Source organism: Clostridium sp. JN-1 (assembly GCF_003718715.1).
Taxonomy (GTDB): Bacteria; Bacillota; Clostridia; order Clostridiales; family Clostridiaceae; genus Clostridium_AV.
Genome location: NZ_CP033465.1, coordinates 1,505,971 through 1,527,706, shown reverse-complemented (window position 1 = coordinate 1,527,706; position 21,736 = coordinate 1,505,971). Strand labels below are relative to the sequence as shown.

The 21,736-nt window shown below is 27.8% G+C and carries 18 protein-coding genes; 14 read left to right on the top strand and 4 right to left on the bottom strand.

Annotation, left to right across the window (positions count from 1 at the left end; translation table 11 throughout):
• Positions 1-46: 46 nt before the first annotated feature.
• The 3 genes from EBB51_RS07280 (at position 47) to EBB51_RS07270 (ending at position 3,997) form a co-directional block, all read left to right on the top strand.
• Entirely contained in the window at positions 47-1,009 is a 963-nt protein-coding gene (locus EBB51_RS07280) for an NAD(P)H-dependent glycerol-3-phosphate dehydrogenase (RefSeq protein ID WP_123053855.1), read from the top strand.
• Positions 1,010-1,203: 194 nt separating this feature from the next.
• The gene (locus EBB51_RS07275; RefSeq protein WP_347560929.1) at positions 1,204-3,321 is read left to right on the top strand and encodes a heavy metal translocating P-type ATPase; all 2,118 of its coding nucleotides are present in this window, start codon (positions 1,204-1,206) and stop codon (positions 3,319-3,321) included.
• A gap of 382 nt (positions 3,322-3,703) precedes the next feature.
• The gene (locus EBB51_RS07270) at positions 3,704-3,997 is read left to right on the top strand and encodes a hypothetical protein (RefSeq protein ID WP_123053853.1); all 294 of its coding nucleotides are present in this window, start codon (positions 3,704-3,706) and stop codon (positions 3,995-3,997) included.
• Between the two features lie 71 nt (positions 3,998-4,068).
• Here EBB51_RS07270 and EBB51_RS07265 read toward each other — a convergent pair whose 3' ends face one another.
• Entirely contained in the window at positions 4,069-4,404 is a 336-nt protein-coding gene (locus tag EBB51_RS07265) for a cupin domain-containing protein (RefSeq protein ID WP_123053852.1), read from the bottom strand.
• Between the two features lie 172 nt (positions 4,405-4,576).
• Between EBB51_RS07265 and EBB51_RS07260 the strand changes: the two genes are divergently transcribed.
• From EBB51_RS07260 to EBB51_RS07245, 4 genes are all read left to right on the top strand, one after another.
• Entirely contained in the window at positions 4,577-6,610 is a 2,034-nt protein-coding gene (locus tag EBB51_RS07260) for a cell division FtsA domain-containing protein (protein ID WP_123055009.1), read from the top strand.
• Between the two features lie 14 nt (positions 6,611-6,624).
• A complete protein-coding gene (locus tag EBB51_RS07255; RefSeq protein ID WP_190285355.1) occupies positions 6,625-7,800 on the top strand; it encodes a M20 family metallopeptidase in 1,176 nt (391 codons plus the stop codon).
• A gap of 297 nt (positions 7,801-8,097) precedes the next feature.
• On the top strand, positions 8,098-9,057 hold the full coding sequence (locus tag EBB51_RS07250; protein WP_123053850.1) for an RluA family pseudouridine synthase: 960 nt from the start codon (positions 8,098-8,100) through the stop codon (positions 9,055-9,057).
• A 31-nt stretch (positions 9,058-9,088) separates the two neighbouring features.
• Positions 9,089-10,696 (top strand): polysaccharide biosynthesis protein, encoded by a 1,608-nt coding sequence (locus EBB51_RS07245; protein WP_123053849.1) that lies wholly within the window; start codon positions 9,089-9,091, stop codon positions 10,694-10,696.
• Positions 10,697-10,704: 8 nt separating this feature from the next.
• On the opposite strand, the gene spoVB is transcribed toward EBB51_RS07245, so the two are convergent.
• Positions 10,705-12,213, bottom strand: coding sequence for a stage V sporulation protein B (gene spoVB, locus EBB51_RS07240; protein WP_123053848.1), 1,509 nt, complete (start codon positions 12,211-12,213; stop codon positions 10,705-10,707).
• A 170-nt stretch (positions 12,214-12,383) separates the two neighbouring features.
• Here spoVB and EBB51_RS07235 point away from each other — a divergent pair, with 170 nt between their 5' ends.
• The 3 genes from EBB51_RS07235 (at position 12,384) to EBB51_RS07225 (ending at position 15,082) form a co-directional block, all read left to right on the top strand.
• Positions 12,384-13,691, top strand: coding sequence for a PQQ-dependent sugar dehydrogenase (locus EBB51_RS07235; protein ID WP_123053847.1), 1,308 nt, complete (start codon positions 12,384-12,386; stop codon positions 13,689-13,691).
• Between the two features lie 34 nt (positions 13,692-13,725).
• Entirely contained in the window at positions 13,726-14,427 is a 702-nt protein-coding gene (locus tag EBB51_RS07230) for a zinc dependent phospholipase C family protein (protein WP_123053846.1), read from the top strand.
• A gap of 103 nt (positions 14,428-14,530) precedes the next feature.
• Entirely contained in the window at positions 14,531-15,082 is a 552-nt protein-coding gene (locus EBB51_RS07225; protein WP_123053845.1) for a class I SAM-dependent methyltransferase, read from the top strand.
• Between the two features lie 84 nt (positions 15,083-15,166).
• Here the strand turns inward: EBB51_RS07225 and ytaF are convergent, their stop codons facing one another.
• Positions 15,167-15,781: a sporulation membrane protein YtaF gene (gene ytaF / locus EBB51_RS07220; protein ID WP_123053844.1), complete on the bottom strand. Its 615-nt coding sequence runs from the start codon at positions 15,779-15,781 to the stop codon at positions 15,167-15,169.
• A gap of 152 nt (positions 15,782-15,933) precedes the next feature.
• Here ytaF and EBB51_RS07215 point away from each other — a divergent pair, with 152 nt between their 5' ends.
• A complete protein-coding gene (locus EBB51_RS07215; RefSeq protein WP_123055008.1) occupies positions 15,934-17,685 on the top strand; it encodes a B12-binding domain-containing radical SAM protein in 1,752 nt (583 codons plus the stop codon).
• Positions 17,686-17,776: 91 nt separating this feature from the next.
• Positions 17,777-18,241, top strand: a complete 465-nt coding sequence (gene def / locus EBB51_RS07210) for a peptide deformylase (protein WP_123053843.1) — start codon at positions 17,777-17,779, stop codon at positions 18,239-18,241.
• A 64-nt stretch (positions 18,242-18,305) separates the two neighbouring features.
• Here the strand turns inward: def and EBB51_RS07205 are convergent, their stop codons facing one another.
• On the bottom strand, positions 18,306-18,605 hold the full coding sequence (locus tag EBB51_RS07205) for a hypothetical protein (RefSeq protein ID WP_123053842.1): 300 nt from the start codon (positions 18,603-18,605) through the stop codon (positions 18,306-18,308).
• Between the two features lie 176 nt (positions 18,606-18,781).
• Here EBB51_RS07205 and EBB51_RS07200 point away from each other — a divergent pair, with 176 nt between their 5' ends.
• Both EBB51_RS07200 and helD read left to right on the top strand, forming a co-directional pair.
• Positions 18,782-19,279 (top strand): ECF transporter S component, encoded by a 498-nt coding sequence (locus EBB51_RS07200; protein ID WP_123053841.1) that lies wholly within the window; start codon positions 18,782-18,784, stop codon positions 19,277-19,279.
• A gap of 142 nt (positions 19,280-19,421) precedes the next feature.
• A complete protein-coding gene (gene helD / locus EBB51_RS07195) occupies positions 19,422-21,716 on the top strand; it encodes an RNA polymerase recycling motor HelD (protein ID WP_123053840.1) in 2,295 nt (764 codons plus the stop codon).
• Positions 21,717-21,736 lie beyond the last annotated feature (20 nt).

Genomic DNA, 21,736 nt, shown 5'->3' with positions numbered 1-21,736 from the left:
AAAATTGATTTTGGAAAAAATAATAAAAATGTATTAGGAGGTAAAAATGAATATTTCAGTATTAGGTTGCGGACGATGGGGAAGTTTTTTAGCATACTACTGTAATAGTATAGGTCATAATGTAATCCTTTGGGGAAGAAAAGGTTCACATAATTACAGCATACTAAAACAGTATAGAAAAAATGAATATCTTACATTACCTCAAGAAATTTGTTTAAGTAATTCCTTAGAAGATGCCTTTACTAGTGCAGATATAATAATAATATCAATAAGTTCGCAGGGATTACGTGGATTTGCACAAAAATTAAGTTCTATGCCGGATAAGGAAAATAAAATATTCATACTTTGTATGAAGGGACTAGAAGCTTCAAGTGGTAAGAGACTTACACAAGTTTTTAAGGAAGAAATGGGAAGTAATATTAATGTTGCAATATGGGTAGGTCCAGGGCATGTTCAAGATTTCGTAGCAGGAATACCAAACTGCATGGTAATAGGTTCAGAAAACATTGATATAACTAAAAAGCTTGTAGGTGTATTAAATAGTGATTTGATAAGGTTTTACTATGGCCAAGATTTAATAGGCAATGAAATTGGAGCTGCTTCTAAGAATGTCATTGGTATAGCAGCTGGTATGCTGGATGGACTTGGATATACAAGTTTAAAAGGAGCACTTATGGCAAGAGGAACTAGAGAAATATCACGATTGGTAAGAGCTATGGGAGGAAATGATATTACAATATATGGGCTAAGTCATTTAGGAGATTATGAAGCAACATTATTTTCTAAGCACAGCCATAATAGGAGATTTGGAGAAGATTTTGTAAAGAATAAAAAATTTGATAAATTAGCAGAAGGGGTTTCAACTATAAAAGCTTTAGTAGAATTATCAAAGCAATACGATATAGAACTTCCAATTTGTAATGCTTTGTATAAAGTTATATTTGAAAATAAGGAAGTTTCAAGGACACTGCTTGATTTATTTATGAGACCTTTGAAATTTGAATTTTAAAATTATGTTACAGTAAAACAGATTAGGAACTTTAACTTTAAGTTGAGATTTCTAGTCTGTTTTATTTATATATTTAGGTTTAAATAGTTGACAAAATGTGAAATTTTTCATATCATGATATATGAACATATATTCATATGTAAATATAGAGTTTTATAACTTTATAAATCTTAATTTTAAAGGGGATGAAGGATATGAAGGTCATAAGAGATGAATTCATATTGGAAGGATTAGATTGTCCTAATTGTGCATCTAAAATTGAAAGAAAAGTATGTAATATAAATGGTATGAAAAGTGCAAATTTAAATTTTGTTTCTAAAAAGCTAATTATAGAAACTGATGAAGGTTATGATAAGAGCAGCATTATTACAGAAATTAAAAGTATAGTAAAAGAAATAGAACCAGATGTAAATATAGTGTCTAAAAGTAATATTAAGATTAAAGGTGATTCTAAGAATGAAAGTGATGGTAGAAAACTAAAATTGATCCAACTAATAATAGGTGGTATTTTATTTTCCACAGCTATGATTCTTAAGTTCCAATATTACATTGAATTTATACTATATTTAATAAGTTATATTATAGTTGGCGGAGAGGTTATACTTAAGGCATTTAACAATATTAAAAAAGGATCAATATTTGATGAAAACTTTTTAATGCTTATTGCAACTTTGGGTGCATTTTCAATAAAGCAATATCCAGAGGGAGTTGCGGTTATGCTATTTTATCAAGTAGGTGAATTTTTTCAGGATCTAGCTGTAGATAAGTCAAGAAGGTCAATATCTTCACTCATGGATATAAGACCTGATTTTGCAAATGTGAAAAGTGGAAATGAAATAATGAGAATTTCACCTGATGATGTAAAAATAGGTGACATCATTATCGTTAAGCCAGGAGAAAAAATTCCTCTTGATGGAAAAATAATTGAAGGAAAATCAATGGTTGATACTTCAAATCTTACAGGAGAATCAGTACCTAGAAAAGTTGAAGTAAATGACGATGTATTTGGCGGATTTATAAATAAAAATGGACTTTTAACTATAGAGGTAAGCAAGGAATTTGGAGAATCGACTATATCAAAGATATTACAATTAGTTGAAAATGCAAGTTCCAAAAAGGCTCCTACAGAAAACTTTATAACTAAGTTTGCAAGGTACTATACTCCAGTTGTTGTTTTTGCAGCACTAGCAGTTGTATTTTTGGCTCCGATTTTTATAAAAAATATAACTTTTTCACAAAGTGTGTACAAAGCTCTGATATTTTTAGTTGTCTCATGTCCATGTGCACTTGTTATATCAATTCCATTAAGTTTTTTCGGTGGAATTGGTGCTGCTTCCAAAAATGGAATCTTAGTTAAGGGTGGAAATTATCTAGAAGCTTTAAATAAAGTAGATACAATAGTATTTGATAAAACAGGTACGCTTACAAAAGGTGTATTTAAGGTAGTTGATGTAAGTACAGTTCAAGGTATCAAAAAAGAAGAATTAATTGAATATGCAGCAATGGCAGAAACTTATTCAAATCATCCAATTGCAATTTCAATACGTAAGGCTTATGGAAAAGATATTGATGAATCTAAAATTGAAGATTACGAAGAAATATCAGGACTTGGAATTAGTGCAACTGTATACGGGAAAAATGTACTTGCTGGAAATACTAAATTAATGGACAAGGAGAAGATTGAATATGCACACATTAATTATCAAGGTACTATTATTCATTTATCTGTAGATAAAAAATATGCAGGGTATATTATTATAGACGATGAAGTTAAGGATGATTCTAAACTTGCAATAAAAGAGCTTAAAGATATTGGTGTTAAGAAGATTGTTATGCTAACTGGTGATAATGAACTGGCTAGTAAAAAAGTAGCTCAAGAACTTGAATTAGATAAAGTGTATTTTGAACTCTTACCTCATCAAAAAGTTGAGAAACTTGAAGCTTTATATGATCAAAAATCACGTGATGGCAAACTTATTTTTGTAGGAGATGGTGTAAATGATGCACCAGTTCTTGCAAGAGCTGACATAGGAATTGCAATGGGCGGGGTAGGGTCTGATGCAGCAATTGAAGCAGCAGACATTGTTATAATGGATGATAAAACATCCAAAATATCAGCGGCCATGAAAATTGCAAAAAGAACTAAAAATATTGTTTGGCAAAATATCATATTTGCATTAGGAGTAAAGTTATGCATTATGATACTTGGATTAATAGGTTTTGCTACAATGTGGGAAGCGGTTTTTGGAGATGTTGGAGTTGCACTTATAGCTGTATTAAATGCAACAAGGATCCTTTATATGAAAAATTAATATAGGTGGTTCCCAAGTAAAAACTTAATTTATTCAGAATAATTAAGCTCCTTTTTTTAAATACTAAGTGTATGAAGAAGGGAGTTTTGATTATGGGAAGAAAATTATTTGAAATAGTATTTATGTTTTAATATGTTATTAACATATTAAATATTATGTTAATAACATTAAATGTAAACTAAACCAACATAGTATACCCTATTTTATTTATAATTATATGTAATTTTTTTTGAGTTGTTAAAATATCTAAATTTACATGTAATTATAAATAAAATAGGGTATACTATTAAGTCGTTAAAACATCTAAATTGACTTATATATATTAATTATGATATACTAAATGCAGTTTCAATAATTAATATTTTATATGGAGGTTACAAAAATGATAGCTTTTAAAAAAATATGGGATGATATATGTGAAATAACTTCAAAAAATTCAATTGAGAACTTAAAAATTATTGAAAATTTTGATAGTGGATTTGTAGTAGAAGATGATGCAGATATTCATTTTATAACTAAAGATGATTTTATAGATTTTTGGTGCAATATGTTGTATCCTAATAAAGTATCAAAAGAAGAAGTCTTAAACAATAGTAAATCAAAATATATATATGAGATTATGAGAAACTTACCATATGTTTGTGAAAATAATGGAATAATTAAAATAGCAGAATAATTTTTATTTGATAAAAAGTTATGCTGGAGACTTTATAAGTAAAGCTTCTAGCATAACTTTATTTAAATAATTTAATATTTTAAAACAGTAAGAAGCATTTTAAATCTTTCACGTGCTTCAAGTCCATGGGGAACATTAGAGGGCATTATTATAGTTTCACCTTTTCTTACATTAAATACGTCGTCTCCTATTGTTATTTCAGCTGTACCATCTAATATTTGTACTATTGCATCTCCAGAAGTTACATGAGTACTTATACCTTCGCTTAAATCTAGTGAAAATAAAGTTATATTTACAGAAGGTATTTGTGCAATTGTTCTACTTATTACTTGACCTTCCTGATAAGATATTAATTCTTTTAAATCAAGTACTTTTGAAAACTCTATATTTTTAATCAATTTATTCATATGATACCTCCTTAAACTTATTCACAATTAGTATAAGCTTATTTATATAAAGTTATTAGTTGTACGTCAGTTTACAAACATTCTGCAATTATTTATAATATTCATTAGGAGAATAGTCATATTGTTAGAATATGAACGTTTAAATTATAAAAGCAAAGAAGAGGTAAATATTATGGATAACATTAAAATTGATCCACAAGATGTAATATTTGCATTAGATATAGGAACCCGTACTGTTATCGGAACAGTTGGTATTGTAAAAGATAAAAAATTTTATGTAATAGCAGAACATTTTGTAGAACATGAAGAAAGAGCAATGATTGATGGACAAATTCATGATATCACGTTAGTAGCTAATGCGGTAAATATCGTAAAAAATAATCTTGAAGCAAAATTAAATATAAAATTAAAAAATGTTGCTATTGCAGCTGCTGGAAGATTTCTAAAGACTACGGTATCTAAGGCTAAGCTTGAAATTGATGATAATAAGGAAATTGATAAGGATACAATAAGAAGTCTTGAACTTACAGCAGTTAGAATGGCGGAACAAAAGATCAATGGAGAAATGGCTGGAAAGCTTTATTGTGTTGGATACAGCGTAAAAAGCTACTATTTAAATGGATATTTGATAAGTAATTTGTTATCGCATAAGGGAGACAATATTGAGGCTGAAATTATAGCTACATTTTTGCCAAAGTCTGTAGTTGATAGTCTTTATTCTGTTATAGCTAAAGTTGGACTTCAAGTTGTAAGTCTTACATTAGAGCCAATTGCTGCTATAGAAGCTGCCATACCTAAAAATTTAAGAATTTTAAATTTGGGACTAGTTGATGTTGGAGCAGGTACTTCGGATATAGCTATAAGCAGTAATGATACAATATGTTCGTATGGAATGGTACCACTAGCCGGTGATGAGGTTACTGAAGTAATAGCTCAAAATTGTCTAGTAGATTTTAATACAGCTGAAGTCATAAAGAGGTCTTGTGGTTCTGAAGAAAAGTGCAAATATATAGATGTACTTGGAATTGAAAATGAAGTATCATGTGATGAAGTAATAAAGATTATATCACCAACAGTTAAAAAGATTGCAGATGAAATAGGAAACAAGATAATAGAATTAAATGGAGGCAAGTCACCTAATGCCATATTTATGGTAGGAGGTGGGTCATATACTCCGAAGCTTAAAGACTTCTTAGCAGAAAAACTTAATATACCAAATCAGAGAATAGGTATAAAGGTAAGAGATGATATAAAAGATTGTGTATGTGAAGACAATTCATTAGGCAGCATTGGAGTAACAGTTTTAGGTATAGCACTAACTTCTATAAGAAGATTTGGAAATGATTTTATAGATGTATTTTTAAATGATTCTGTAATTAGCCTTTTTAATTCACATAAGCATACAGTTATGGATGTCATTATGCAAGCAGGTATAAATCCAAAAGTGTTGATGGGCAGAAATGGTAAAAGCTTGAGGTTTACTTTAAATGGCATAAAAAGAGTAGCATTTGGTTCACTTTCACAGCCAGCAGAAATAGAGATAGATGATATCAAGTCTAATATAGATGATAATGTAAAAGAAGGGGATAAAGTACGTATAAACTATGCTATAAATGGTACTGATGCAAAACCCAAAGTTAAAGACTATATACAAAAGTTGTATTCTGTAAGTTTCTTTGTAAATGATATAATAGAAAATTTAGAACCAGTAGCCATTATTAATGATAAAAAAGTAAATTTGGATTGTGACATAAAAGAAAATGATGATGTTAAAATATTTTTTCCTAAAACACTTGAAGAATATAAAAAATACTTTCTGGGATATAATGAAGACGAAGAAAGTTATGAATATTATTTAGATGGGAAACAAATATTCAATAATTATGTTATAAGGGAAGGTAATAAACTATATAGAATAAAAAAAGAAAAAGTTGAAAATAAAAATGATAAAGATAATAAAACTTCTCAAAGTGACAAAATTCTTGAGAATGAAATAACTAAAGGTGTAGAGGTGAATGTAGTTGTAAATGGCAAAAGAATTACATTAAAAGGCAAGGATAATTATGTATTTGTTGATATATTCAATTATATTGAATTCAATCTGTCAATTTCAAAGGGAAAGCTGTTCTTGAGATTAAATGACAAAGATGCTGGTTATTATGATAAACTTTCAGAAGGTGACATAATAGAAATTGGATGGGAATAACAATAGGAGGATTAATTGTGGAAATAGACTTTTTAAAAATGGCACAAGATATTAAAGATGAACTCATAAACACGAGAAGGGACTTTCATATGTATCCTGAGCTTGGATATGAAGAATTTAGAACTTCTAAAAAAATAAAAGAATTCTTAGATAAAGAAGGCATAGAATATATAGAAACTGCTAAAACTGGAGTTTGTGGTATAATAAGGGGAAGTGGAGATAAGACAATAGGAATACGTGCAGATATGGATGCTCTTCCACTTAAGGATAATAAAAAGTGTGATTATAGTTCTAAGGTAGATGGAAAAATGCATGCTTGCGGACATGATGCACATGCTACTATACTTTTAGGTGCTGCAAAAATATTAAATAGATTAAAAAGTGAACTCAATGGTAATGTAAAGTTATTTTTTGAACCTGCTGAAGAAACTACAGGCGGAGCTAAAGTAATGATAGAGGAAGGAGTTCTCGAAAATCCTAGGGTAGATAAAATAATAGGTCTTCATGTAGAACCTGCAATTGAAGTTGGAAAAATAGGAGTCAAAATGGGAGTTGTAAATGCAGCTTCAAATCCATTTACAATAAAGATAAAAGGTAAAGGTGCACATGGTGCGCATCCTGATACTGGAGTTGATCCTGTTTTAATAGCAAGTTCAGTTGTAGTTGCACTGCAAAGTATAGTTAGTCGTGAAATTCCACCTACAGATCCAGCAGTAATTACAATTGGTTCAATACATGGTGGAACAGCCCAAAATATAATTCCGGAGGAAGTTACAATAAGTGGTATAATGAGAACACTTAGGACAGAGCATAGAGCTTATGTAAGAAATAGATTGATAGAAATTACAGAAGGTATAGTTAATTCAATGAGAGGTAAGTGTGAAATAAATATAGAAGAAAGTTATCCATGTTTATATAATGACAATGATACTGCCCAAATGATTGTAAAATGTGCTTCTTCAATAATAAAAAAGGAAAATGTTGAAATGCTTGAAAGCCCAAGTATGGGGGTTGAAAGCTTTGCATACTTTTCAATGGCTAGACCATCAGCATTTTATTACCTTGGATGTGGAAATAAATCAAAGGGAATAGTTAATCCAGCACATGGAAGTCTTTTTGATATTGATGAAGATTGTCTTTCTATAGGAGCTGCAATTCAATGCAAAACTGCCTTTGAACTTTTAAAGTAAATTTTGACTCTTTATGTTATAATTTTTAGTTAAAATTTTAAGCCGGTTTTTATATCATGATTTAAGATTTTAACTAATTTCGTAACATAAAGAGTTATTTTAATTTTTTTTGTAAATAGGTATATAGATTAACTTTAGAAAGCAATACTAATATAAATGCGAAAGTTGTAAATTGTTGATAATTATATGTATTGATTTTATAAATAGTAATATTATATAATTAGATGTTGTTTAACTAAAATTGCAAATATAAATAGATATATGAAATTAATTGTAGAATTAATTAGGAGTGTTGATATGAAAATTGAAATAGGAATTAACGAAGCAGAACAGAGAGTAGATAAGTTTTTAAGAAAATGGCTTAAGGATATGCCTTTAAGTGGTATATATAGGAGTATAAGAAAAGGTGATATAAAGGTAAATGGAAAAAAAGTTAAAGAAAAATACTTTTTACAAGAAGGAGATATAGTAGAAACTAGGTATATAGTAACAGAATCTAAAAAGCAAAAGTTTAACAGAATAGATAATGATTTTTTGAAAATTACATATGAAGATAAAAATATTCTTATAGTTGAAAAGTGGCCCGGTGTTTTAGTACATTCGGATAGTAAAAGAGAAGAAAATACATTGACAGATTATGTATTATCTTATTTATATGATAAAGGTGATTATAAACCAGAACAAGAGCTTACTTTTACTCCATCACCATGCAATAGGCTTGACAGAAATACTTCAGGAGTAGTCATATATGGCAAAAACTTTGAATCATTAAAGTTGTTGAATGAGATGATAAGAGAGAGAAGAATAAAGAAGTACTATCAAGCTCTTGTAAGGGGAAAAATAAATGACGGAATTTATAGAGCATACATAATGAAAAATGAAGATGAAAATATATCAAAAGTATTTGATACGCCAAGAAAAGGTGCTAAAGAAATAGCAATGGAGGTAAAGACTCTTAAAACTTGTGGAATTTATTCTCTTTTAGAATTAGAGTTAATTACAGGTAGAAGCCATCAATTAAGAGCTCATTTAAGTTACCTTAAAAACCCAATTGTTGGTGATAGTAAATATGGGATAAATAAGTTAAATAGTTTTTTCTACAACAAGTACGGACTTGATTATCAATTTTTATATGCATATAAACTAATATTTGGAAATTGTCCAGATAAATTATCTTATTTAGAAAATAAAACTATAGCTGAAAGTTTACCACCTGTACTTAAAAAGATTAAAAATGATATATTTGAAAAATTTTAAACCATATTATAAAAAATGAGAGGTTTTAACGATGAAGGAACAATCAACTACTAAGGGCTTTGTTATACTTTCAGCTGCAGGTATGTTAGTAAAAGTCCTATCACTACTTTATATACCGCTATTTAGACATATAATTGGTGATGAAGGATATGGAATATCCAGTGTTTCGCTTCAAGTATATACCTTTATATTTGTACTCACAAACTCCGGTATACCTGTAGCTATATCTAAATTAATATCAGAACTTACAGCTGTTAAAAATTATAAGGATGCTGTAAAGGGGTTTAAAATAGCAAGATTTATTCTTCTGATATTGGGAATTATAATGTTTTTAGCTTTGCTCTTATTTTCACGTCCAATATCAAATATAATACACTATAAAAAAGCTTATTTATCAATATTGACTTTATCGCCTGCAATTTTATTTACTTCAATTGCATCTGCATATAGAGGATATTTTCAGGGTAGGGGAAATATGACACCTACGGCAATATCTCAAGTAATAGAACAAGCTGTAAATATAGTATTTTCAATTATATTTGCTTTTTATTTAATAAAATTTGGTGTGGAAGCAGGAGTTGCAGGAGGCAGTATAGGTACATCTTTAGGTGCACTTGCATCAGCTGTATTTTTAATGTTTTATTATCAAAGGAATAGAAAGTTTCATGTGGCTAAAGGCGATTTAGGAAAAAACGTAAAAAGACTTAGCACAAATCAATTGATAAAAAGGATAATAAGGTATGGAATTCCAATAACTATGTGTGTTGGTGTGACTAATGCTGGAAATTTAGTTGATATTTATAATACTAAAGTAAGATTAATGGCAGGTGGTATTTCTGATACTAAAGCTACTATTTTGTACGGATTTCTAACTAAATATCAGCAGCTTATGAATGTACCTATAACTATAATTTCATCACTTTCCATGGCAATCTTGCCTGCAATTTCAGCAGCAGTAGCTGTAAAAGATAAAACTACTGTAAAACAAAAGATAAATTATTCTTTTAGATTGTGCTTTTCAATTTCAGTACCATGTGCTGTCGGGCTAGCAGTTTTAAGTGATCCTATATTTAAAATGTTGAAGTTTGGTGGGGGATCATATATCATGGCATATGGTTCAATAGTACTTGTTTTGATGTCAGTTATGCAAATACAGACCACTATACTTCAAAGTATAGGTAAACTATTTATAGCAACGATATATTCAGTGCTTGGTATATGTTTCAAGATAATGGCAAATTACTTTTTAATAGCTATTCCGCGTATAAACATATTGGGTGCGATTGTTGGAAGTGCAATTGGATTTATGATACCTATACTGTTAAACCACATGGTAATAAAGAAATCATTAAAAATAAGATTAGATCTTTTATCTCATGCAATAAAACCTGCTTTAGCATCAGGGGTTATGGGAGTAATAGTTTTTGCAGCACATTATAGTTTGAATTTTATTTTTAACATTGTACATAGAGGATATTTTGCAGATACATTTTCAACAGTAATCTCAATTGGTATTGGAGCTATTACATATTCAATTGCATTAATATTAATTGGCGGTATAAAAAAAGGAGACTTGGAATCAATGCCTCATAAAATCACAAGACTTATCCCTAAATTTGTGCTAAATAAAGTAGTTTAAACCTGCAATCAAGAAAAGCTCTTCTTCTTGATTACTAATATTAAAAAAAATAATGTAAATAAAAAACCTGTAAATACCACTATAATACTTTGAAATGCAATTAAGTTATCTGGAATTAAATGGCTCAAAGAAGAAAGTAAAAAATACAGTAAAAGTGAGCCCAATATATATAAGGCAAATTCATATTTTGAAAAATCTATTGTATATGTTTTTTTTATTTCATGTAAATCCATAAGTAAACTTGTTAATGAAGTTAAAATTAAGGATATACCATAGGAATAGACATTTATTTGTTTTATAGGAGTTAGTAGATACAAAATTAGTAATTGTTCAATTGAAACTATTAGAGAATTTTTCAACATAAAATTTTGTTTGTCTAATCCATTTAATACTGCATAAGTTGCAGTATCTACATAAGCTAAAGGTGCTCCTACAGAGCAAAAAAGTATGTAATTACCAAGGTCATTCCTATTATACAATAGCTTTCCTAAAACATTTGGTATGATTGTGCATATTATTAGTGTGGTCATACCTAATGAAAGCGAAATTTTTATAACTTGAGAAATTCTGTTTTCAACTTGCCAGTAATTTTTTTTACTCAACTTTTCAGATAAGTCAGGTATGAGTATTGTAGATATTGAATTCACTATTATCATGGGGAAAAAAATTATATTCATTGCCATACCATTGAATTTGCCAATCATAGATAGTACAGTATCATATTCAATACCAGAACTCAATAGCCTTCTTGGAACTATTAAAGTTGAAGTCGTAGAAATAAGCATAGTTAAAAAGTCGGTTATACATAATGGAAACGAAATAACTAATACATCAAATAACAATTGAAGCTTGTCTTCAGCTGGAGAATAACTAAAACCTAACTTTGATTTTTTCTTTTTATAAAATGTATATAAAAGTGTCAAACTTATACATTCACCTATGGTTAAAGTTATATATGCACCAGTTACAGTATTTTTTACGGTTTTTAAGTTAAACACAGTTATCAAGCTAACAAATATAATTATTCTAAAAAACTTCTCACTTATATCTATAAAAGCAGGTGTTTTTATATCTGAAACACCATAAAAGTACCCTTTAAATATTGATGAAAGTGATATGCATATCATAGCAGGACATGTTACTTGTATTGCATGTATTGTCCTGACATCTTTAATCATATATGTACTTATAAATGGTGCAAGTGAAAATACACATACTGCTACTATAATTGCCCATATGCAATCAAATAACAATGAAACATCTATTGATCTATTTAAATTTCTAAAATCATTTTTACTGTAATAAATTGCTGCCGTTCTAGATATTGCAGGAATTATACCTCCGCATATAAGACAAATAAACAAATCATAAACTGGCATTATAAGTCCATAGAGTCCAATACCTTCTGCACCCATTTCTCTAGAGAGAATTATTGAAAATGTAAAACCAAAAATTCCTGTAATTAAATTTGAAAAAATCATAATTAGAGAATTTTTTAAAAATCTATCTCTTTTCATATCATACGAAACCCCACTTAATAGTTTATTTTATAAGCTATATATAAAATTATGAAAGACAAGCGTATTATATTCTAATATAACTTACAAGTAAATGGACTTATATAATCATATAAGACAATGTTTTAAAATATATATATTTTAAGAATACTGTATAAGGAGAGTATAATATGAAAAAAATTTTTAAGATCTTGCTGCTAATTGTGGGAATCATTTGTATAGTAATCTTAATAAGTAAATATATTGGGAATTTATCGCAAAGCAAACTAAGCTTACAAAATAAGGATAAAGATCTTGATTATAGCATAAAGTATAAAGGAATGAAAGGTGCAGTTGATTTTACAGTAGACAACTTAAATAACTATTACATAGCTTACAAAGATAAAATACAAGTAATAGAGAATAGTGGAAAGAGTTATTATTTATTTAAGAATAAGAATTTGAATATTTCTAGTATAGATTTTAATGATAATAAGTTGTATTTTGCATCTGATACTAAAGTATATTCTTATGATTTAAAAAATAAAAAGATGACAGAAATAGTAAGTAACTTACCAAACTATGGTGATTATAAAAATAGTATTGTAAGAGTAGAAGGAGAATATATTTATATAACATTAGGAGCTGCTACTAATTCAGGAGTAGTTGGAGAAGATAATAAGTATCTTAAAGATAATCCTTTTACTCATGATATATCGCCTAAAGACATAGTCTTAAAGGGAATAAACTTTGGTGAGCATAAAACAGGAGCTTTTCAAAGTTATAATACAAGAAGTACAAATGGTCAGATAATTTCAGGACACTTCCCAGGAAATGCTTCTATAATGTTATATAATACTAAAACAGGTAATAGTGAAACATTTGCATGGGGTATTAGAAATGTAACAGGTATGGATTTTAATAGTCAGGGAAAACTTTTTACTGTAATTGGTGGTATGGAGAATAGGGGATTAAGACCAGTTAAAGGTGATAGTGATTACATATATGAAATAAAAAAGGGAAATTGGTATGGCTGGCCCGACTACAGTGGTGGAGATCCTATTATTTCTCCAAGATTTAGATTAAATTATAATTCTAATTTACAATTTGTACTTGAAAACCATCCTACAACTAATCCACCTGCACCAATATATCAATATAATAAAGTGAATTCCATGAGATCTTTAGCTATAGATAAAAATGGCGTACTTGGCACTAAAGATTGTATGTACTTTTATGATAGATCAAATAATATAATATACGCTTTTAATGGTGTTGGCTCAGGTAAGGAGGAAATTAAACTTTCAAAAAATGCATATGCAGCTGATATGAAGTTTTACGATAATTCTCTTTTAGTACTTGATTCAAATCATGGATATATATATAGTATAAATAAGCATAAATATACTAGCTTTAATATAGATAAGAAAGTATATTTATACTTAATTATAATATGTATTTCAGGCATAGTTATGATGCTAGTTATACAGAAAAAATAATGATATTTTAGCCTAGAAAGGAATAGATTTGTAGATGAAAAATAAATTTGAAGTTACTTATGGAAATGCTTTAAGGGGAATAATGTTTGCTGTCAATCCTCTCAAAAAGAAACTTTTAAAGACATATTGTACTGTGCATAAGTTCATAATAATTCAAGCCATTGACATATTGAAAAATGATGGTTATGATGAAGAATACAAATTTTATACTGAACATGTAAAAAATTTAAATGATGGAGTAATGTGGGCAGATCAGGATTTTAAAAGTTCTAATCACTTTTACAGTGTAAGTAAGGGAAGAGGATTGTATGGTTTTTCAGATGCACTTACCGAATGTAAAAGATATTATAATAAATCATTAGATTATCTTGAAGCAAATAATCTTCCAAAAGCATTATTTTACTTTGGAGCTGCTTGCCATCTTGTACAAGATTCTACTGTTCCACAGCATGTAAACAATAGATTGTTAAGCAGTCATAGATCATTTGAACTCTGGATAATAAGCAGACTCATGACTGATTATTCTTTTATAGCAAAAGAAGGTGCTGTAATATATGAAAACTTGGAAGACTATATAAATAATAACGCAATTATGGCAAATAGTACGTATATAAAGCATATTAATCTAAAAGATAAAGATGAAAGATATAATAAAATTGCAAGTACCATATTAAAAGAAGCTGAAAGGACAACAGCAGGTCTTATGGTTAAATATTACAAAGAAATTCAAAAGTAAATTCAAGGAAGCATTTCCAGTCATGGAGGAATTTTTCATACAATGAAGAAATAATATATATGTATATTACACAAATGTCTATACAATGGGGGGAAAATAAAGAGTGAGTAAAGAGATACTTGTTAATATGGAAAATGTAACTTTTGACGGAAATGTACTTGACATTGGTTTTGAAAATAGTGGAGTAATATATAATATATATAAAAAAAATAATAAAAATATAAATGTAGAATACCTTATAGGGAAAGAAGATAAAGTTCAAATAAAAGAAAATTTTTATGATACCTGTATATTATTTTTTTGCCTTAATAACTTTTGGCCTAATATAAGGAAAAGAAAATTTCTATCAAATATAAAAAAGTATTTAAAGGAAGATGGAGTTATATATGTTTGGGATATGGATAAAGGATACAGTAAAATAGTTAATTGTACTTTGAAAATAATTATGCCTAAAAGAGAAATGAGAAGAATTAAAATGAGAGATTTTAATTTACTAAAGAACAATTCAAAAGAAAACACTATTAAAGCTTTAGAAAAGTATTTTAGCATAATTGATATAAAAGCCTATGGTGGAATTTACTGCATAAAAGCAAAAAAAGTTAATGAGGTAAATAAAGAGTTTAAAGATAGTCAAAATGCTGTTAATACAGCATAGATTTAGTGCAAATTTAACTTCCTCATATATAGAATTCTCTTAAATTCAAGTAAAAAAGTTGACATATAGTAATGTCAGCTTTTTTTACACTACTTGTTTTAAACCTATAGCAATCAGTAACACTCCAGCTAATATTGCAGCTTTTTCATTTAAGTTCCGCTTGCTTAAAAAATCAGTTACATAATTTCCAGCCCAAAGTGATAAGAAACTTATTACAGCTGAAAAAAAACCCACTAAAGGTGAACTTAAACCAATCATACCTGCACTTATTCCACCACCTACATTGTTAAGTGATAGTGCAACACCAAGACAAGTTGCTTCTTTAAAATCTATGTCTTTAGAATCATCTTTATCTGCTTTCTCTGGATTTTTTAAAATATCATATATTGAATTATCTTTTTTAACTTCACTATATTTTTCAACATTTTTCTTTTTATTCAAATAAGGTTCAAATATGATCCATAATCCTATACATACTAGGATAACCATACTTAATATAGAAGATATCCTTGCACTAAAAAAATTAGTAATTATAGTTCCTGAAAATGCGGCAAGAGAAGAAATTAAAAAAGTAATTAGGGAAATCCATATATTTTTTAAAGTTGATATTTTTATTCCTCTTACACTATAAGCAATTCTAACACTTATATTGTCAACATTATTTGCTAAAGCAATAAAAAAAGTGTAAATAAAATGCATTAAATATTACCCCTTATATATTTTTACGTACTATTAATATATTAAAGGACTCTTGAAAATGATATTATAATTTAATTGATTTAAATGCCTTTAATAATATATACTATATAAATGGAGGAAAGTAATTAGCATAATTGAAGGGAAATGATAAAATGAAAGTAATTTTGACAGCAGTAAACTCTAAGTACATTCACAGTAATTTAGCTGTTAGATACTTAAAAGCATATACACAAAATTTAGATTACGATTGTAGTATAGTAGAATTTACTATAAACGATAGAATTGAAAGAATAGTTGAAGAAATTGTAAATAAAGATCCTGATGTAGTGGCATTTTCATGTTATATATGGAATATAGACTATATTAAACGTATATCTAACTTAATTAAATTAATAAATCAAAACATAATTATTGTCTATGGAGGACCTGAAGTATCATATGATAGTAAAACCTTTCTTGAGGAAAACCCAGGTGAATTCGTAATATTTGGTGAAGGAGAGGAAACATACAGTGAACTTATAAATTGGATGCTGGATTACAATCATATACATAATTTAAATGATGAATTTTTATCTAAACTAAAAAATATAAAAGGACTGTGTTTTAAAGATAATAACAATGTAATTTGCAATCCTGAAAGACATTTCATGAACATGAATAACATAGTATTTCCATATGATAAAAATGATGATTTAAGCAATAAAATAGTATATTATGAAGCTTCAAGAGGATGTCCTTTTAACTGTAAATACTGTTTATCATCAACCATACATGGGGTGAGATTTCTAAATATAGACAGAGTAAAAAGGGAACTTAAATTTTTAGTTGATAAAGGGGTTGAATTAATAAAATTTGTAGATAGGACTTTTAATTGTAACCCTAAATTTACAATGGAAATATGGAAGTATCTTATTGAATTAAATACAAAAACAACCTTTCACTTTGAGATATCTGCTGATATATTAACTGAAGATGAAATAAAGCTTATATCAAAAGCACCAAATGGAAGATTTCAATTTGAAGTAGGAGTTCAAACTACAAATAACATTATATTAAGTAATATAAATAGGCATGTCAATTTTAAAGATATAAAACAAAAGGTAGATGAGCTTGAAAGTATAGGAAATGTAAAACAGCATTTAGATCTTATAGCAGGACTTCCAGGAGAAGATATGGCTTCTTTTAAGAAGTCATTTAATGATGTTTATTCAATTAAACCTGAAGAAATACAGCTTGGTTTTTTAAAGCTTTTAAAAGGATCTTCAATGAGATATGAAGCTCCAAAATGGGGAATGGTATACTCTCCATATCCACCTTATGAAATTTTAAAGACAAGGAATATGAGTTATAAGGAAATCATAGTATTAAAAAGGATAGAAAAAGTACTTGATAAATATTATAATTCTAGAAAATTCAATAACATACTAAACTACTTTTTACCAAAGTTTGATTCACCTTATGACTTTTATTATTCTCTTGGCATGTTTTTTTATAAAAAAGGATATTTAGGAAGAAGTATATCCTCCGCTGATTATTATAAGGTTTTCTTGGAATTTTCAGAAGAAATTAAAATATCAGAAGAAATTAAAATAGATGACAGCAGTAAATTGGAATTAAAGGAAGTAATTAAATTTGATTATTTGAAGTATAACAAGAAAAAATGGATTCCTGAATTTTTAATTAGGGAGAGAAATAAAAATGAAGAAAAACAAGTAAAGACTTGTATAGAGAAAAACAATATTCAAGTTTCAGCAAATTATCATATTGAAAAATTTTTTATAGATATAAGGACTTTAATATTAAGTGGAAAATTAAACAAGAAGGTATGTTATGTCATATTTGATGAAAAAAGTGATAAACAGCTTTATGTAAATCAATCATTTGATTTAGTTGATGTCATATAAAATTAAATGTATAATTGTACTATATTAGTATTGTTTTAAGAAAGGAGAAAAATTTAAACTTATTAATAGAGATTTAAATTTATAACGTAAAATGTCAGTAAAAAAAATATTACAATTTGGGGATAAAAAACTAAAAAGGATAAGTAGAAACATAGAATCTATTGATGAAGATGTTTTACAATTAATTGAAGATTTAAAAGATACACTTCACAGCTCTTCAGGAATAGGATTAGCTGCTCCACAAATAGGAGTTTTAAAAAAAGTTATATTCATAGATATAGATAATGAATACAAACCACTTTTACTCATAAATCCTAAAATAACTAAAAAAATTGGTAGAGAAGATAGTGTAGAAGGGTGTTTAAGTTATCCTGGCTATGAAGGCGTTGTTGTAAGACCTAAAAGAGTCAAGGTAACCTATAAAAATGAAAATCTAGAAGATGTAGAGCTTGAAGCAGATGGTATTCTTGCTAAAGCGTTATGTCATGAAATTGATCATTTAAATGGTATTTTATATACTGATAAAGCTAAAAAAGTATATAAAATTGAAGATTAATCGTAATAAACTATTAATTTGATTTTGAAATAGCCGCCAAGGTTTGTTAAAGGCGGCTATTTTTTTAAATATATTTTACATATATTCCTTTACTTCCAAACAATATTCCTATTAAAGGTAATTTAGCTTTTTGATATATTAATATATTTTCTTCTGTTTTTAAATACTTATCAATAAATACTTTCACGCCGTTATATTCATAGATTTTATAATTACAAGTATTTTTAAGATTATCAACTAATTCAATAACTATACTTGAAACTGGCATATCACAGCAGCCGCCAGATGCCGAGACCGTTTTTACAATAAAATCTTTTTTATTTTGTTTTGCATAATTTAAAGCCTTATCTTCAATTTTTAACATATATAAGTCCTCCTTATATCAAACTTTGCCTGCACAATTATTCTTACTTTTTATTATATTATACTTACACATTTTAACATAGGCAATATGATTTTTTATAAGGACAATAAACTATTTACAAATGCATATACTTAATGTATACTGGTGTATATACATTGAACTTGGAGGTATACTTTATGAAAAACATAAAAAAACTTACTTATTGTGGATTATTAACTGCGTTAGCAATTGTAATTCCATTAGCTTTTGGATTTTTGAAAGTACAAATAGGACCATTTAGTGCTACTCTCGCCTCACATGTTCCATTATTTATAGCAATGTTTTTAGGACCGTTTTCTGCAGCTGTTGTTGGACTTGGTTCTGCACTTGGATTTCTAGTAACATCTCCTGCTGTAGTAGCAGCTAGAGCTTTTATGCATACTTTTGTCGGATTTGCTGGTGGATACTTGTTAAAAAAAGGTGTTTCTTTTGGTAAGGTTGCTTTAATAACTGCTCCTATACATGCAATCTTAGAAGCTATAGCTGTAATACCATTTGGATTTACAATGTATAAAGTATTGGTCGTTGTTGGAGCTGGATCTCTATTGCATCATATGGTAGATGCAGCAATAGCAATTTCGCTAGTTAAAGCACTCGAAAAGAGTTTAAAAATACATTTAAAAGCATCAGTTTAAATTAAATACTTTATTTTCTTCAGTAAAAATAAAAATTCCTATAGATAATAGGGGTTTTTATTTTTTTGAATATAAAATTAACTTGACATCATTCATTCTTAATTATAAAATTAAAATTTGTATACAGATTGGAGGTACCTTTATGGCTTTAAATTCAAGCGAAATGCAATTAGAAATAAATAATTTAGAAGAAACTGAATCTTGGATAAAAAATACACTAATAAAGATTACAAAGGACGATACAAAGTTAAAAAATAAAATTGAAGTTTTAAGAAAACAATCAAAAGGTAAATACAATGAAGAATTGGAGACAAAAGAAAAGTTATATGAAATAACTCATAAAAATTTAGAAAAGTATACTGAATCTAAGTCTCAACCATACTTTGGAAGGATAGATTTTAGAGAATACAGACGAGAAAAAGAGACATTTTATATAGGAAAATTTGGACTTGGTGATATGACTACAGGTGATGAAAAGGTAATTGATTGGAGATCACCTATAGCAGATTTATATTATAGTGGAGCTATAGGTGAGGTCTATTATAAGGCACCTATTGGTGTTATAAATGGAGAACTGAGTTTAAAAAGAAAGTTTTTAATAAATAATGGCAAACTAGAAGATGCTTTTGACGATACTGTAAATGAAGTAATTTTAAAATCTTCTAGTGATAGTGAAAATGTATTAACTGATAAATTTCTTCAAATAAATCTAGAAAAAAATGTAAGCAGCAAATTAAAGGACATAGTAGCAACTATTCAAAAAGAACAAAATAATATTATACGATCAGAAAAAAATACAGCTCTTATAGTACAAGGGTCAGCAGGTTCAGGAAAAACTACAGTTGCCCTCCATAGATTAGCATACCTTTTATATAAATATAAAACTAAATTAAATAGTAAAGAAATCTTAGTTATAGGTCCTAATAAGTTGTTTTTAGATTATATATCAGAAGTACTACCTGACTTGGGAATAAATGATATTAAACAAACTACATTTGAGGAAATGGCTCACAAGATATTATGTTTAAAGGATAAAATAATTACAAAGGACAAGAAGTTAACCTATATATTAGAAAATCCAGATGATGAAAATTTAAGATACATATTAAGCAGCAGTAAATTAAAGGGCAGCATGATTTATAGAGACATCATTGATGAGTATATAAAATTCATTGAGATTAAAGACTCTAACGTTAAAGATATAAGTGTAAGGGAATATATATTGTTTGATAAGGAAGAAATAAAAAGACTTTATACTAAGGATTTATCCAATTTATCATTAAATAAAAGAAAAGATGAAATAAAAAGATATTTAAGTTTAAAAATAAATGATAAAATAAGATCAATCTTAGATAAAGTAGATTTTTGCTATGAGTACATGGTTGCAAGAATTAAGAAGTCAATGGAAGACAGTATTGAAAGAAGAAAAAAGCTCATACAATTATATGACGAAAGGGATACTAAAAAATCTCAAATTAAGCTTGATTCGAAATCTAATTTTGAAAATTATTTTAATGAATGGAAACAAGTTAAAACAGATAAAATATATTTAAACTTGTTTAATGATGAAGAAATATTCAATAAAATTGTAAATAAACATATTGATCATGATTTAGCTAATTATATTAGGGAAGACTTAAATTATAATTCTAAGAATGGGATGATAGACAGTGATGACTTAGCATCTATTCTATATTTGAAATTTAAAATAGAAGGTGTCCCACAAAATTGTGAATATAAACATATAGTTATAGATGAAGCTCAAGATTACAGTATATTTCAAATATACGTATTAAATTATATGGTATCAAATAATTCACTAACTATAGTTGGAGATATAGGACAGGGGATTTACTATTATAAGGGCATAGACAAGTGGCAAAAACTCATAGATCAAATTTTTAAGACAAGAAGTAACTATGTAGAACTTACTCAAAGTTATCGTTCTACAGTAGAAATAATGGAATTTTCAAATAAGGTACTTAAAAAACAAGCTTCAGATATAAACCCAACTAAACCTGTATTAAGACACGGTGAAGAAGTTTCTATTATAAAATATAAAAACAATAGGGAATTTTGTAAAAATGTTGACGATATCCTTCAAAAGTTAGAAAAGATGGGCAGAAATAGTATGGCTATTATAGGAAAAACTTATACTGAATGTAAAAGGATAAAAGATTATTTGAAAAAATACAGCAGCTATAAATGGGAACTTATAAAGGAAACAGATAAAAACTTTAAGCTAGATAGGATTATCATTCCATCTTATATGACAAAAGGATTGGAATTTGACTGTACTGTAATATATAACTGTAATGATGAAGATTATAAGGATAGTGAATTGGATAAGAAAATATTATATGTTGTACTTACCAGAGCATTACACTTAGAATATGTATTTTTCCAAGGCAGTATATCACCAATTCTATTGAAATAATAATATAAAAAATTAAACCG